The organism is Pedobacter sp. NEAU-ZC8 (assembly GCF_059278965.1).
Genome location: NZ_JCAJXC010000003.1, coordinates 61,749 through 76,368 on the forward strand (window position 1 = coordinate 61,749; position 14,620 = coordinate 76,368).

Annotated in this window: 12 protein-coding genes; 4 read left to right on the top strand and 8 right to left on the bottom strand. The window is 45.4% G+C overall.

Annotated features, from left to right (window positions below; translation table 11 throughout):
- The first annotated feature begins 67 nt into the window (after window positions 1–67).
- Window positions 68–1,312: an ABC transporter permease gene (locus tag AC5WJX_RS03460; RefSeq protein ID WP_440429247.1), complete on the top strand. Its 1,245-nt coding sequence runs from the start codon at window positions 68–70 to the stop codon at window positions 1,310–1,312.
- A gap of 104 nt (window positions 1,313–1,416) precedes the next feature.
- On the opposite strand, the gene AC5WJX_RS03465 is transcribed toward AC5WJX_RS03460, so the two are convergent.
- Window positions 1,417–2,610, bottom strand: coding sequence for a pyridoxal phosphate-dependent aminotransferase (locus AC5WJX_RS03465; protein ID WP_440429248.1), 1,194 nt, complete (start codon window positions 2,608–2,610; stop codon window positions 1,417–1,419).
- Window positions 2,611–2,725: 115 nt separating this feature from the next.
- On the opposite strand from AC5WJX_RS03465, the gene AC5WJX_RS03470 reads away from it, so the two are divergent.
- The gene (locus tag AC5WJX_RS03470; protein WP_494483364.1) at window positions 2,726–3,703 is read left to right on the top strand and encodes a cation diffusion facilitator family transporter; all 978 of its coding nucleotides are present in this window, start codon (window positions 2,726–2,728) and stop codon (window positions 3,701–3,703) included.
- A complete protein-coding gene (locus AC5WJX_RS03475; protein WP_494483365.1) occupies window positions 3,700–4,140 on the top strand; it encodes an NUDIX domain-containing protein in 441 nt (146 codons plus the stop codon). The genes AC5WJX_RS03470 and AC5WJX_RS03475 overlap by 4 nt, the downstream gene beginning before the upstream one ends.
- A gap of 2 nt (window positions 4,141–4,142) precedes the next feature.
- Here the strand turns inward: AC5WJX_RS03475 and pdeM are convergent, their stop codons facing one another.
- Genes pdeM through AC5WJX_RS03495 form a run of 4 tightly spaced genes read right to left on the bottom strand, consistent with a single transcriptional unit; the run spans window position 4,143 to window position 9,910 of the window.
- Window positions 4,143–4,778, bottom strand: a complete 636-nt coding sequence (pdeM, locus tag AC5WJX_RS03480) for a ligase-associated DNA damage response endonuclease PdeM (protein WP_494483366.1) — start codon at window positions 4,776–4,778, stop codon at window positions 4,143–4,145.
- Window positions 4,762–7,302, bottom strand: coding sequence for a ligase-associated DNA damage response DEXH box helicase (locus tag AC5WJX_RS03485; protein WP_494483367.1), 2,541 nt, complete (start codon window positions 7,300–7,302; stop codon window positions 4,762–4,764). Before AC5WJX_RS03485 ends, pdeM begins: the two co-directional genes overlap by 17 nt.
- Complete coding sequence (locus tag AC5WJX_RS03490; RefSeq protein ID WP_494483368.1) at window positions 7,299–8,894, bottom strand: ATP-dependent DNA ligase; 1,596 nt, start codon at window positions 8,892–8,894, stop codon at window positions 7,299–7,301. The genes AC5WJX_RS03485 and AC5WJX_RS03490 overlap by 4 nt, the downstream gene beginning before the upstream one ends.
- Complete coding sequence (locus AC5WJX_RS03495; RefSeq protein WP_494483369.1) at window positions 8,891–9,910, bottom strand: ligase-associated DNA damage response exonuclease; 1,020 nt, start codon at window positions 9,908–9,910, stop codon at window positions 8,891–8,893. Before AC5WJX_RS03495 ends, AC5WJX_RS03490 begins: the two co-directional genes overlap by 4 nt.
- A gap of 118 nt (window positions 9,911–10,028) precedes the next feature.
- On the opposite strand from AC5WJX_RS03495, the gene AC5WJX_RS03500 reads away from it, so the two are divergent.
- Window positions 10,029–10,880 (top strand): dienelactone hydrolase family protein, encoded by an 852-nt coding sequence (locus AC5WJX_RS03500; RefSeq protein ID WP_494483370.1) that lies wholly within the window; start codon window positions 10,029–10,031, stop codon window positions 10,878–10,880.
- A gap of 111 nt (window positions 10,881–10,991) precedes the next feature.
- Here the strand turns inward: AC5WJX_RS03500 and AC5WJX_RS03505 are convergent, their stop codons facing one another.
- From AC5WJX_RS03505 to AC5WJX_RS03515, 3 genes are read right to left on the bottom strand one after another with little or no spacing between them, the layout of a single operon-like run.
- Complete coding sequence (locus AC5WJX_RS03505; protein WP_494483371.1) at window positions 10,992–13,136, bottom strand: S9 family peptidase; 2,145 nt, start codon at window positions 13,134–13,136, stop codon at window positions 10,992–10,994.
- A gap of 5 nt (window positions 13,137–13,141) precedes the next feature.
- The gene (locus AC5WJX_RS03510) at window positions 13,142–13,822 is read right to left on the bottom strand and encodes a DUF4412 domain-containing protein (RefSeq protein ID WP_494483372.1); all 681 of its coding nucleotides are present in this window, start codon (window positions 13,820–13,822) and stop codon (window positions 13,142–13,144) included.
- An 18-nt stretch (window positions 13,823–13,840) separates the two neighbouring features.
- The gene (locus AC5WJX_RS03515; protein WP_494483373.1) at window positions 13,841–14,620 is read right to left on the bottom strand and encodes an enoyl-CoA hydratase/isomerase family protein; all 780 of its coding nucleotides are present in this window, start codon (window positions 14,618–14,620) and stop codon (window positions 13,841–13,843) included.

The window sequence follows — 14,620 nt, forward strand, 5'->3', positions numbered from 1 at the left end:
CAGCACAACGCTAATTATTTAATTTATCCTGTAACCTTTTTAGCTAACTTAGGTCTAAACGGTAATTATGATCATATTCAGACTTATAGGGGAGAGCTTCCGTTTTGCGGCGGACGCCTTGCGGCAAAATAAGCTAAGAACAATGTTGTCTTTGCTGGGCATTACCATTGGTATATTCACGATTATCTCTGTGTTTTCTGCCGTAGATACCCTGCGCTACAAGCTTCAATCAAGTGTTGACAAACTCGGCTCGAATACGTTGTTCGTGCAAAAATGGCCATGGGTTTTCGGTGGTGATTTCCAATGGTGGAGGTATGTGAACCGCCCACAGCCTACCTTGCGCGACTATAACGCCTTGCGTGAACGCCTGGAGCATGTAGATGGTATCTCGTTTGAAGCTACTGCATCAAACCGGACGCTGAAGTTTCGTAGTAGTTCCGTTGAGGGTGTGAATGTAACCGCGGTATCGCCGGATTTTAATAAGACCTGGACGCTTGATTTTCAGGAAGGCCGGTACTTTACAGAAAGCGAGGGCAGGTCGGCAAGTCCTGTGATCATTCTTGGAGCGGAAGTAGCTAACGGGTTGTTTGATGGCGAAAGTGCAATTGGGAAACAAATAAAAGTTCTTGGCCGCCGAATGACCGTTGTAGGGGTATTTAAAAAGGAAGGTGACGATATGCTGGGTATGTCTCAGGATAACAATGCTGTTATTCCGCTCGTTTACGCAAAAGGGCTTTTTGACATTGAAAATGAGCAATATCAACCGCAAATTACCGTGAGAGGAAAGGAGTCAGTGGGTCTGGAAGAGGTTGAAAGTGAACTTTATGGAACAATGCGCTCCATTCGAAGAATTCCTCCCGGGGCCGAAGATGATTTTTCCTTAAACAAAACGACCATGCTTTCCAATCAGTTGGACATTATGTTTAAGATGGTCAATATTGCAGGTTGGGTGATCGGCGGATTTTCAATCCTTGTAGGTGGATTCGGGATTGCTAACATCATGTTTGTTTCGGTGAAGGAACGTACTAACATTATCGGGATACAGAAATCGCTCGGTGCCAAGAACTACTTCATTTTGCTGCAGTTCATGTTTGAAGCGATTGCCTTGTGTCTGATGGGTGGACTACTGGGGCTACTTCTGGTGTTTATGGTTACCCAGGCCTTTACACATCTGGCAGACTTTGAAATTATACTAGACATTAATAATGTGATCATGGGCATTAGTATTTCGGTGATTATCGGTGCAATATCTGGATTTTGGCCAGCGTTCTCTGCTTCCCGCCTTGATCCCGTTGAGGCGATACGATCCTAACGGTTTAACTATAAAAGAAAGCGGACGTACCCCAGGGTACGTCCGCTTTCTTTTATAAGCATTGTTTATGCCTGTTCTAACAAAGGCAATTTGTGGTGTGAAGTCTATTTTAGGTTTGCCAATGCTGCTGTGATCCTCGACATGGCTTCTTTCAGTTGATCTTCAGAAGCTGCATAGGAAATACGGATGCAGTTTTCATTGCCGAAAGCCTCACCAGTAACTGTAGAAACGTGTGCCTCATTCAACAGATATAGGCAAAGTTCCTCTGCGTTGTTGATCACTGTGCCATTATGATTTTTGCCGAAATAAGCTTTAACTTCAGGGAAGAAGTAAAAAGCACCATCTGGAAGGTTTACTTTGATGTCTGGAATAGCTTTCAATAGATCATAAACGATGGTTCTACGTCTTCTAAAAGCTTCCTTCATCTCGTTCACGGAGTCTAGTCCTTCTTCGTAGGCAGCAAGGGCAGCACGCTGGGAGATGGATGAAGTACCTGAGGTGATCTGTCCTTGAAGTTTATCACAGGCTGCAGCGATTTCTTTGCTTGCAGCCATATAGCCGACTCTCCAACCAGTCATAGCATAGGCTTTAGAAAATCCATTGATCAGTATCACGCGTTCTTTTACCGATGGGAAAGAGGCGATAGAGTAGTGCTTATCCACGAAGTTGATGTGCTCATAAATCTCATCAGATAAGATCATAATATCTGGGTAGCGCTCAAAAACCTCTACCAGGGCGGCAAGCTCCTCATGTGAATACACCGATCCCGTCGGATTACATGGCGAAGAAAACATGAACATCTTTGTTTTCGGGGTGATGGCGGCTTCCAGCTGATCGGCTGTGATCTTAAAGTCGTTTTCCACCGTTGCATGAATAAAAACCGATTCACCTTCCGCCAGTTTGATCATTTCGGAATAGGAAACCCAGTATGGTGTAGGCACGATCACCTCATCTCCAGGATTGATCAAGCATAAAATAGCGTTTGATAGCGATTGCTTTGCGCCGGTTGAAACAACAATCTGATCAAAAGTGTAATCTAAATCATTTTCCCGCTTCAGTTTCTCTGCAACGGCCTTTCTTAGATCCGGATAACCAGAAACTGGGGTGTAGTAAGAATAATTTTCGTCGATAGCCTTTTTTGCTGCTTGCTTTACCGCATCTGGTGTGAAAAAATCGGGTTCTCCAAAACTTAAGTTGATGACATCAATGCCCTTAGCAGATAATTCTCGTCCAAGTTTGGCCATTTTTATGGTCTGAGATTCTGATAAGTTGTTGATTCTCCTAGATAATATGCTCATAATTGTTTTAAGTAGTTTAACAAATATAAAAACCTGTGCTTAGTGCTGGCCAAAAAAATAAATAATAATGCATTTTCAGCGTTATTAAGTACTTTTGCCCCCTAAATTTCAACTGTTGCAGCCCAAAAAAAAAGCAATCCTGGTCTCTTTGTGCGTCAGTGTTTTCCTGATGCTCGCCAAATTCGCGGCTTACTTCATAACGCAGTCTAATGCGATATTGACGGATGCGGCGGAGAGCATTGTGAATGTACTAGCCAGTAGCTTTGCGTTTTACAGCATCTACCTGACTACGCTCCCTAAAGACGAAAATCATCCCTATGGGCACGGCAAGGTGGAGTTCTTTTCAGCTTTCCTGGAAGGTACCCTCATCGGAATTGCTGGGATTATTATCATTCTGAAATCCGGTTATAATCTGATTTTTCCTAACCCAATTCAGAACCTGTTTGAAGGCGCGATTATCATTGCCACTACTGGTTTCATCAATATGATCGTAGGTTACTATCTGATCAATACCGGGAAGCGTCATCGCTCCATCACCCTGGAGGCAGACGGCAAGCATCTACTCACTGATGCCATAACGAGTGCCGGCCTTGTCATTGGCATTTTGATCATTTACTTTTCCCGCCTTTACTGGCTCGACAGCGTGATTTCTATCCTGCTGGGCATGTATATCATTTATAGTGGTTACAAGCTGACCAGGAAATCTGTCGGCGGACTAATGGATGAAAGTAATATCGATCTGGTGCGAAATATTGTAGGCGCGCTGCAGGAAAACCGTCGCAATCCCTGGATCGACGTACATAACTTGCGGGTGCAGCAATACGGGGCAGATGTACATATGGACTGCCACTTTACTTTTCCGTATTATTTCGATCTGAATAAGGTACATCATGAGATCTCAGAAATCGATGCCATGATCAACGGTACTGTTGGCCATCGTACAGAGCTGTTCATCCATGCAGATCCATGTTTACCGGCATGCTGCAACTATTGCCATATGGAGAATTGTCCGGTGCGGCAGGAGGATTTTAAGCGTGAAATCATCTGGACGCTGGAAAATGCAACCAAAAATCAAAAGCACTTTGATCAATGAGTTATTTTAATGTAAGAGTATATGGGTTGCTGATCAATGAACGGGATGAAATACTGATCAGCGATGAGCAGCAGGAGGGCAGGCATTTTAGTAAATTCCCCGGTGGGGGACTGGAACTTGGAGAAGGTCTTATTGATGCCTTAAAACGCGAGTTTATGGAAGAATGTGCTGCTGAAGTCGAAGTGCTAAATCACTTTTATACGACCGATTTCTACGAAAAATCTTCTTTTAATGACAGCCAGATTCTAAGCATCTATTATTTTGTAAGACCTGCCGGCAGGCTAGATCTGGAATTTAAGCATAAGCCCTTCGATTTTACAGCAGGCACAGCACAAAGTTTCCGATGGGTAAAACTCGTTGCACTAAGCGAGGATGATGTGACCTTTAAAACCGACAAAATGGTGGTTCGTCTGCTTCTCCAACAAATGGCTATTTAAACCTATACCATTACAACCTTAGTAGGGGTGATGGCGTAAAAGGTGTCGCCTTCGGAAGCTTTGATATTACTCAACCCCGTAAAAGCACTGAAGGCGGGCAGCACTGCACAAGTATCGCTGAAGTAAAAACAAGGCAGGCGTAATTGCTGCCTGGCTTTGCCGTGTATGGTGACGCCAGGATGAATGTGCCCGCTGATATTAAAATAATCATCCTTCGTTTCTGGCTTATCATGAATGAAGCGAAATGGAAATTGCAACAATTCTTTCTGATGAATCTGAATGCCTAGTCCTGCATAATCTTCCATTTTCAGACCATCATGATTTCCTTTAATCAAGTGAATTTCCAGTTGGGAATGTTGTGCTCTCCAAGATCTAAAGTCTTCTACATCGCTATTCATGTTGTTGTGGAACATATCACCTGTTATAACAAGATTATCAACGCCATATACTTCAGTTAACTTTGTTATACGGCTCAGATCTTTGTGGCCTATTGTGGCTGGAACAGGGATGCCGCTGCGCCTGAAGTGGGCTGATTTTCCAATATGAATATCGCTGATGATCAGCATCCGTTTTGCAGGCCAGTAGATGGCTCTTTCTTTATCCAGTATTAATTCTTCTCCGCTACAATTGATGGTCATTCTTTCTCCTCGACTTTTTCTCGGTCTCTGCAGTCATTCGTTCGATACGCTGACTGAGTTCCTCTGTACTCATATTTTCCCGCAAGCTATCGACCTTAATCGGGAAACACAATGGTGTATAACGGTTAGTTCTAATAATAATTATTTTACTTTGCTGTATCCGGTGTAGGGCAGCCGCTAGTCTAGGCTCTTCAATTTGCTGATAGAACGCTTCATCATAGGCTTGCCGCAGTAACAAGTTGTGTTTGTCGTAATCGCTAAACACGTTGAAGAATAATGAAGAAGAAGATTGAAGGTGTTTGTTGGCTACATACTTTCCTGGATAACCTTGAAAGACCAGTCCGGAAATGCAGGCGATATCCCGGAACTTCCTTCGTGCCATTTCCGTTGCATTGATACTCGCCACAATATCTTCAGCAAGGTTTTCAGGACTGAACAATGCTTTAATATTTGGCTCATCGAGTGGAATGGGCTGCTCGCTTAACAGTTCAAAGCCATAGTCGTTCATAGCAATTGAAAAACTGATCGGCTTAACGCGCCCCAGGCGGTAGGCGATCAAGGCAGCAAGCACTTCATGTACCAGTCTCCCTTCAAAAGGATATGCAAATAGATGATGGCCGTCTTTGGTATCGATCAGTTCAATAAGAAACTCATCATCTTTTGGAACGTGCGACACTTTCGCCTGTCGTTCAAACAGCGGATAGATGAAGGATAGTTCTTCATCATTTCTATCCTGTGATAAAGCATCGTTATACTTTCTTCTTAGTATGGCGCCCAAGTTGGCGGATAGCGGCAGACGCCCGCCGAGCCAGCTTGGCGTGATCGCAGTTTTTAGTTTGCTTTTTCGAACCAGCACGGTCATGTCTTTCACCATTACAAACTCCAGCACACGCCCAGCCAGGGCAAAGCTGTTACCTGGTTTGATTTTGGCAATGAAAGACTCCTCCAGCATACCTACATAACCGCCGGTAAGGTATTTTACTTTTAGCATAGCATCGCTCACAATCGTACCAATGTGAAGCCTGTGTCGCATGGCGATCTGCCTGCTCGTAACCTTCCAAAGTCCATCGACCAGTTCTACTTTATTAAACTCGTTGTAAGCCGACAAGCTATCTCCGCCTGAAGTAATAAATTGCATCATCCATGCCCATTCCGAGTCCAGTAGCTCCCGGTAAGCATAAGTTTCTTTTACCTCCCGGTAGATGAGTTTGTCATCAAATCCATCTCCTACAGCTAAGGTGACCAGATACTGGATCAGCGTATCAAACGCCATGACTACTGGCTGTCGGCTTTCGATGTTCTGTGTCTTTGCGGCTTCTTTTATGGCCGAAGCTTCAGCAAGTTCCAGCGCATGGGTGGGCAGAAAGTAGATGGTTGATGTTTCATAGGGTGAGTGACCGCTACGGCCGGCGCGTTGTAAGAAGCGGGCAACGCCTTTCGGGGAGCCAACCTGCACAACGGTATCCACGGGTTTGAAATCCACGCCCAGGTCCAGGGAAGAAGTGCTGATCACGGCCTTCAATGCGCCGGTGTGAATGGCGTCTTCAATCCAGTTCCGGAGTTCATGATCTATGGAGCCGTGGTGTATGGCAATCTGGCCAGCAAGACCCTCATCCAGCTTCAGTAAGTTCTGGTACCATAGCTCCGCCTGGCCCCGTGTATTCGTGAAGATCAGCGTGGTTTTACTTTTATGAATAATGGGTAGCAACTTGTGTGCAAGCTTATGACCCAGGTGCCCGGCCCAGGGTAACATGTCAATATGATCCGGCAATACGGAGCGGATATCAATTTTCTTTTCGAGATCTGCTTTTACGATAACCTTCAAGACTTCCTCATAGGGTACCAGGACATCCAGAGCTTCCTCCATATTACCTATCGTTGCCGAAATCCCCCAAATGCGCAACAGCCGCTCAGGGTGCTTTTCCTGAAGCAAGCCGCGGATTCTTGAGATGGCCAGTTCTGCAAGCACGCCGCGTTTGCTGCCGATCAGCTCGTGCCATTCGTCTGCAACGATGCAACGCAAGTTATTGAAGTTGCTAATGGTGCCTTTTTGTGCAAGCAGAAGGTGCATGCTCTCCGGAGTAATGATTAACACCTCCGGCATCTGCTTTTTCTGTTTAAGTTTATCGTTTTGCGAGGTGTCGCCGTTCCGAACACCAATGATCCAGTCCAACTCCAATTCCGCACAGACTTCGCGCATGGCTCTTGCAAGATCTTTTGCCAGCGAGCGGAGTGGTGTGATCCAAAGCAACTTCAACCCTGCATCTGTTCTCTTTTTAGGTGGTTTGACCTTGCTCGTTTTTGCTTCATGGATGATGTTAAGCTCTTCAATTACCACAGCTAAGAACATGGAGAAGGTTTTACCGAAGCCTGTTGGTGCGTTTACCATCCCACAATAGCCTTCGGCATAGTATTGCCAGGCTTCCGTCTGGAAGTCAAAAGGTTTTTTCCTGGTTTGTCGCAGCCATTTGATTACTGTTTTATAGCCGTAACTTTTGCTTAGGCTGTTGATTTCAGGACTCATGATAAGGTCGAATTTAGCAATTGTCTTAGATCTTCGAGCGTATTGATCTCTTCAGCCTTTTTGTCTTTCCGCCACCTTAGGATTCTGGGGAATCGCAGTGCCAGTCCGGCCTTATGCCTTTTGCTTTCAGCAATACCTTCGAAGGCAATCTCAAAAACAAGCTCAGGCTTGACGGTTCTAACCGGGCCGAACTTCTCTACGGCGTTCCTTTTTACGAAAGCATCGACTTCTTTGATCTCCTTGTCGGTGAGCCCTGAATATGCTTTTGCGACGGTGATCAACTTTTCGCCATCTCGGACCGCAAAGGTATAATCCGTGTAGAAGTTGGCTCTTCGGCCACTTCCTTTCTGCGCATAGATCAAAACGGTATCAACGGTATAAGGATTGATCTTCCATTTCCACCAGTCCCCACGTTTTCTGCCGCTATGATAGTGAGAATCAAGCCGCTTTAACATGATGCCTTCGCTATTCATATCACGGCTATGCTGGCGGATCTCGGTTAGTGCTTCCCAGCTTTGAAATGTGATCACCGGGGATAATACGGCTACATCCTTCGTTTGCAGCATGGATACGATCTGCTCCAGCAACGCACGCCTTTCAGCAAGCGGTTTTTCCCGGATATCGGCTGTGCCGAGTTCCAGCAGGTCGTAGATGTAAAAGCCTACAGGTGCATCATTCAGTTGAGCTTTGTTTATGGTCTTCCTGTTTAGGCGTTGCTGTAAAATGCTAAAAACCTGCACATTCCCGTCTTTAACTGAAAGTATCTCTCCATCTAATACGGTACCGTCATCGAGCTCGTCTTTAAGGAAGTGCAATTCCGGAAACTGGTCCGTAACCAGTTCCTCACCGCGCGACCAGATGAACAATTCTCCGTTCCGCTTCACGATCTGACCGCGGATGCCGTCCCATTTCCATTCTGCCTGCCAATCGTCTACCGGTCCAAGATCGTCTGCCTGCATCTCTAATGCATAAGCAAGACAGAACGGATATGGCCAGGAGTTATCGGTGTTGACGTGAGCGCCTTCTATTAGCGCATCATAGGTGATTTCTTCGGGCTGCCATTTACCCATGATGCTGTGCATGATCTTGTTGCTGTCGGTGTTGCTCTGTTTGGCCAACGCGTTAACCAGCATCTTATGCGATACGCCGATCCGGAAGTTGCCCGAGATGAGCTTATTGAATATAAATCGCTGTGGCGTGTCCAGGCTGTTCCATGCATCAAGGATGAACGTTTTCTTGTCTTCATCACTTTTACCATTTAGCCTCGCCAGGTCGGTGATCCACTCATGCAGTTTCCGATCCGTGACTTTCTCAGGAGGAGGAAGTACCAGTGCAATGGTTTCACTCAGATCACCTACACTGGAGTAGCTTTCCTGAAAAAGCCAGCCTGGTATACCACTGAGTTCTGTTGCCCAGCTGCGCAATAATGCCGTGTTTACCGGGCGCTTGGGCTTCTTGCCAGTGAACATCGCAATGACGTAGGTTTTATCACGGTCATCCGCATTGCTGAAATAATCAACTAGCGCAGCGATCTTATCGTTGGTCTTATTGCTGGTTTCCAGTTGCTGGATAAGTTCGGAGAATCGTTTCAAATTGTTTCTGTTGTCGTAGGTACTGGTTCTTCTTCATCTTCGTTTCCGTATTGTGTTTTTACCTCCTCGGATGCAATACCGATCTCGTTCAGGTATTTGGAGAAGGTAGCGGTAAAGCCGTGCGTGACGAACACTTTTTCTGCTTCCGTCGCTTTGATGGCATCCAACAAACCTGGCCAGTCCGCATGATCACTGAGCGCAAAGCCCGCGTCGGCACTGCGCCAACGGCGACCCGCACGCACCTGCATCCAGCCGGAACAAACGCCCGTCGCTGCCTGTTGCAATGTTTTAATCCATTTACCCTCCGCCATGACAGGTGGAACAATGACGATCCCTTGCTGCAGCGTTTCTTTTTTTAGTTCAGGTGTAATACGGATGGTCTCCGGCAGGCTAACGCCTGCTCTTATGAATCCTTCATTGAGGTTCGCAATGGAATTATGTACATAGATCTGGCAGTAATCTGCAAGGTTCTTGATCAACCGTTGTGCTTTTCCTAGGCTATATGCTACCAGAACACTGGTTTTACCTTTGTCATGGTTATCCGATACCCAGTTCTGAATTTGCTGGAAGATAATTTCCTGTGGCTGCCATTTGTATATAGGAAGTCCAAAGGTGCTTTCGGAAACAAAAGTATGGCACTTCACTGGTTCAAAAGCAGTGCTGATACCATCAAATTCGACTTTGTAGTCACCTGATACCACACAAATTTCCCCCTTATATTCCAAGCGGATCTGTGCGGAGCCAATGACGTGTCCTGCAGGGAAAAGACTAAGTTTGACGCCGTTTATAGTTACTTGTTTGTTGTAGGGCAGCGTTTCAATCACGAGGTCGGGACCGAGCCGTTGATTCAGGATTGGTCTTGTAAGGTCGTGGCAGAGGTAGGCTTTGTTGCCCCATTTCACATGATCAGCATGTCCGTGGGTGGTAACCGCCAGGTCTACGGGCTGCCAGGGGTCTATATAGAAGCCACCTTGCTCGCAGTAAATTCCCTTATTGGTAAACTTTATCAGGCTCATGATACCTTAACAAAAATTGAAAGTTTAAGTTTTTAGGGGTTCGCTGACGCCCATGCATTGACTTGTGCTGGTGAAAACGGTATATTGGTTAAGAGAAACAATCTAACCTTTATAAGCAATGGACCAGAAGATTATCAACCTGTACGATGAGTACACCCACACCGCCTTAAGCAGGAAAGAATTTATAAACCGCCTTGCTTTGCTCGCGGGCGGAACAGCTATGGCAATGACACTCTTGCCTATGCTGGAGAATAATTACGCACAGGCTGCAAGCCCGCTGAACGCGGACATTATTGAAGAACGGATAACTTTTCCCGGTGCAGAGGGGCAGGTGAAGGCTTTCGCTGCCCGACCAAAAGGAACGAAGAAGCTTGGTACTGTGTTGGTGATCCATGAGAATCGAGGCTTGAACCCGCATATCGTTGATGTCGCGCGACAGATGGCAGCTGAAGGTTTCATCGCTGTAGCAGTGGACGCCTTATCGCCGTTTGGCGGTACACCTGCTGATGAAGACAAAGCCCGTGAGCTAATTGGTCAGCTTGATAAGGAGAAAAACCTGAAGAACTACTTGATGGCATTGGATTACCTGCGTGACCGCAAAGACGGAAATGGCAAGGCAGGCTGCGTGGGATTTTGCTGGGGTGGTGCAATGGCGAATAATCTGGCGGTAAATGATCCCAAATTGCTGGCTGCAGTTGCTTACTATGGCATGCAGGCCAAAATTGAAGACGTACCAAGAATCAAAGCAAGTCTAATGTTGCACTATGCTGGGCTAGATGAACGTGTTAATGCGGGTATTTCAGCATATGAAGCTGCGCTTAAAGAAAACAAAAAGGATTATAAGCTTTACGTTTATGAGGGTGTGAACCATGCTTTCAACAACAATAGCTCGCCAACAAGGTACAATGAGGCGGCTGCAAAACTTGCATGGGGGAGAACCATCGGGTTGTTTAAAGATAAATTAGGATAAGTGGATTTTCGGCTAGAATAACTAACCAAGCCCGCTCTGGCCGTATTCGTTTATCTGCAATTGGTACTAACAGAAAAGCAGCCAATAAAGGCTGCTTTTCTGTTAGAGTTTTTATCGTGCTCCAGGAGGGCAATTTGCTTTCAAGAAGTTTGTAAAAGTCAGCGCCAAATGAGATCTGGTGCCTTCACCTTCACTGATGCTATGCGTACGATTAGGGTAGGCCATCATTTGGAAAGCTTTCTTGTGTTTGATCAGCTCATTGATCAGCATCTCTGCGTTTTGATAATGAACATTGTCATCGCCGGTACCATGAATATAAAGCAGATTCCCCTTCAATCCCTGAACGTGGTTGATTGGTGAACCTTTAACATATGCTTCTTTGGTTTGCAAAGGGGAACCCATGTAACGTTCCTGGTATACGTTATCATACGTCAGCTGATTGGCAACTGCTGCAATTGCAATACCTGTTTTGTAAATCTCGGGGTACTGGAACATCAGGTTCAACGTAGAGGATCCGCCTCCGCTCCAGCCATACACCGCAACACGATCTTTATCAACGAAGGGCCATTTCAGGATCTCCTTTGCAGCCATTGCCTGATCACGAATGTTTAGCACGCCAATATTCTTGTAGATGCTTTTACGCCATTCGCGGCCTTTCGGCGCTGGTGCACCACGGTTTTCAATGGAGATGGCGATGTAGCCATCCTCAGCGAGGCTACCTTGATAAAGTGCGTTATGATCCACACCATAGGTGTCGGTTACGGTTTGGGATGCGGGCTCACCATAAACATAGAATAGCACTGGGTATTTTTTATTTTCATTAAAGTTCGCTGGTTTTTTCATCCAACCATCGAGTTCAATGCCATCTTCTGTTTTGATCTTGAAGAAGGTTGTTTTGTTTGCTGCTGGTTTTTGTCTAGCCAATTGATTGGTAATGCTGCCATCCATGCTAAATGGTGTTCTAGTGTTGAGGTTCATCCATTCTGTTAGCGGTTGAATAGACGCACTCTGGTAGGTGTGTCTTGCATATAACCCATTCGGAGAGATGCTGTAAGAATGGGTGCCCGGCATCACAGAGGGGGTAACCATTTCTAAACTGCCCTTCCCATCTAACTTTGTTTTATAAAGATATTTTTGTGTGGCATTGGTTGGAGAAGCAATGAAATAGAGCATGTTGTTTTTTTCGTCAGTAAGACTTTTTTCTATCACATCATAGTTTCCTTTAGTGATCAGCGTTTGCTTTTTTCCGTCTTTACTGATTTTATAGTAATGTCTCCATCCATCTTTCTCGCTTGCCCATAAAAACTCTTTGTTGCTATTGATCCATTCGAAGTCATCTGCAGCATCTATCCAGGCCGGATCGGTTTCTGTATGAATGTTCTTCGTCGTTGCTGTTGTTGCATCACCGACAAATAACTTTGATACATTCTGCTCCCGGTTCAGCTGTTGAAGGATAACTTCGTTGGTTCCCGGGATCCATTCCATTCGCGGGATGTAGTGCTGTACATTGTCGCCTGGTACATCAAGCCACTTGGTTTTTGCTGAGGCAATATCAACGATACCAATGCGGCAAGCCGATGGATTTTCACCGACTTTCGGATACTCGACAGGGATGGTGTAAGCATAGATGGAGTCTGTGTTATTGATCATGAGGAAATTCTTGATCTTGTTCGCATCAAGTTGCCAGTAAGCGATAGACTTTCCATCAGGGCTCCAGCGAAAGCCGTCGCGGCAATTGAACTCCTCTTCATATACCCAATCAAAGGTTCCATTGATTAAGCGGTCTGTTCCATCAGTTGTAAGTGCCTTAATGGAACTGCTGGCCAGATCTTCTACATAAAGGTTGTGCTTGCTAACATACGCCACCTGTCCGCCATCTGGTGAAAACTTTGCGAACATCAACGAGGATGCCGGCATGTTTTTACCAAGCTGCTTCACTGCGCCACTGCTTAGATCAGCTACGTAGTAGTCGCCACGGGTGTTGTAACGCCAAACTTTCTTGCTGTTTGTGAAAATAAGGGCTTTGCTACCATCAGCCGATAGTTGAAATGACTGGATTCGCAAGCTGGTATTTTTTAATACCTGCTTGTGCTCCATTTTTGGTAGGGAAACCAAAACGATTCCGCCGTTTTGAATTTCATAGTAGCCATTTCCATCTTTTGTCCAGTTGAGGCCTCTTGACTGCGCAAGGGCAACACTGCTTAGGACGATAAAGAGTAAAAATTGGCTTATTAGATGCTTAAAATACTTTTTCATTTAGATTATTGTCCGCCTCCTTGCATTGCTTTCATTTCAGCAGCAGTTTTCAGTTCATAGCCTGCGGGCACTTCCATTGAAAGATTAGCCACCGTACTTTCTTTGATACTCTTCAAAGTATAGATGCTTTTTACACCATTTGCCGTCATTGCGTATTTTACAGGTGTGCCGTTTAATGGAGCGAAATCTTCGTATTCAGCACCTTTCGCAAGACGAACATCTTTGGTTAGCCAAAGTTCGTAGTTAGCGTTTTTATTGTCGGTGTAAGTGTATTTCTCTGCATTGTATCCGGCAATGGTTTGCTTTTGACCAGTCGGTTTGAAGTTGGAATACTTGATGTCGCCGCGTTCTTTTGCAACCTCTTCTGCGGACATTTTAGTTGCAAATTGCTTTTGCGCCATTGGTACGTCTACCAAAACTAAGGCGGTTTTCGTGTTTGCATCAGAGATTACTTTTACAAGCGCAGCGCCCAGGTCCATCTGAATACGTCCCAGGTTGTTGTTGAATTCCAGCACACTTTCTGTTGGTAACATGGACTCGTCAAATGATGACTTTTGTTCTGGTGTGAGTTCATATGATACCGCATAGGTTACGGTGCCTTGCTCAATTTTCTTTTGCGCTTGCGCAAGTGCTGCTGTACTAAGCAGGATGAAGGCGATTACCCCCGTTTTGATTGACTTAAACATATTGATAGTTGTAATTGGTTACCATTGAATGGGTTCTTTGCTGAGAAAAGAAGCGATACCTTTTTTGAAGTCTTCGCTTTCTCGAACCCTTGCATTGATCTGGACTGCAATTTCCAGGCTCTTCTCTAAAGTTGGGTTGGTGGTTTGACCGATAAGTTGTTTAGTGACCATCAACGCGTTCGCTGAGGCTTGTTGACATAAATTTAAGCTGAATTCCTGTACTTTATCATTTATTTCATCTTTTTCTGCCAAAAAGGTGATTAGTCCAAAGTCGAGCGCTTGTTGTGCGGTGAAAAGTTCACCTGTAAGCAGGATGCGCTTGGCGACGGTTTCACTGGTCTTTCTCAACAGGAAACAACTTACAATTGCAGGCACAAAGCCGAGCTTAACCTCCGTATACCCATATTTAGCTTCAGGTACGCTGAAAATGATGTCACATACCGTAGCCAGTCCGCATCCTCCGGCAATGGCATGACCCTCAACCTGGGCAATGACCACCTTTGGAAGGTAATAGATGGTCGTAAACAGCTTTTGAAGGTTCCTGGAATCAATAAGGTTTTCCTCGTGGGTATTGTTTTGGAGTTGTTGCAGGTAGGCGAGGTCTGCGCCGGCGCTGAATACATTTCCATTTGCTTTGAGGATGATCACTTTGACCTCGTCATCGTCCGAAGCCTCAAGCATGATCTCCGTTAATTGGGTAACCAGCTCAGCACTTAAGGCATTCTTTTTTTCCGGACGGTTCAATGTGATTGTAGCAATACGGTCGGATACGGTATATAAAACCAGCGGTTCTGACAT

What these genes read in the sequence shown, in the direction of transcription:
- AC5WJX_RS03460 (WP_440429247.1), top strand. Translation starts at nt 68, where the DNA reads ATGATCATATTCAGACTTATAGGGGAGAGCTTCCGTTTTGCGGCGGAC.
- AC5WJX_RS03465 (WP_440429248.1), bottom strand. Translation starts at nt 2,610, where the DNA reads ATGAGCATATTATCTAGGAGAATCAACAACTTATCAGAATCTCAGACC.
- AC5WJX_RS03475 (WP_494483365.1), top strand. Translation starts at nt 3,700, where the DNA reads ATGAGTTATTTTAATGTAAGAGTATATGGGTTGCTGATCAATGAACGG.
- pdeM (WP_494483366.1), bottom strand. Translation starts at nt 4,778, where the DNA reads ATGACCATCAATTGTAGCGGAGAAGAATTAATACTGGATAAAGAAAGA.
- AC5WJX_RS03485 (WP_494483367.1), bottom strand. Translation starts at nt 7,302, where the DNA reads ATGAGTCCTGAAATCAACAGCCTAAGCAAAAGTTACGGCTATAAAACA.
- AC5WJX_RS03495 (WP_494483369.1), bottom strand. Translation starts at nt 9,910, where the DNA reads ATGAGCCTGATAAAGTTTACCAATAAGGGAATTTACTGCGAGCAAGGT.
- AC5WJX_RS03500 (WP_494483370.1), top strand. Translation starts at nt 10,029, where the DNA reads ATGGACCAGAAGATTATCAACCTGTACGATGAGTACACCCACACCGCC.
- AC5WJX_RS03505 (WP_494483371.1), bottom strand. Translation starts at nt 13,136, where the DNA reads ATGAAAAAGTATTTTAAGCATCTAATAAGCCAATTTTTACTCTTTATC.
- AC5WJX_RS03510 (WP_494483372.1), bottom strand. Translation starts at nt 13,822, where the DNA reads ATGTTTAAGTCAATCAAAACGGGGGTAATCGCCTTCATCCTGCTTAGT.
- AC5WJX_RS03515 (WP_494483373.1), bottom strand. Translation starts at nt 14,620, where the DNA reads ATGTCAGAACCGCTGGTTTTATATACCGTATCCGACCGTATTGCTACA.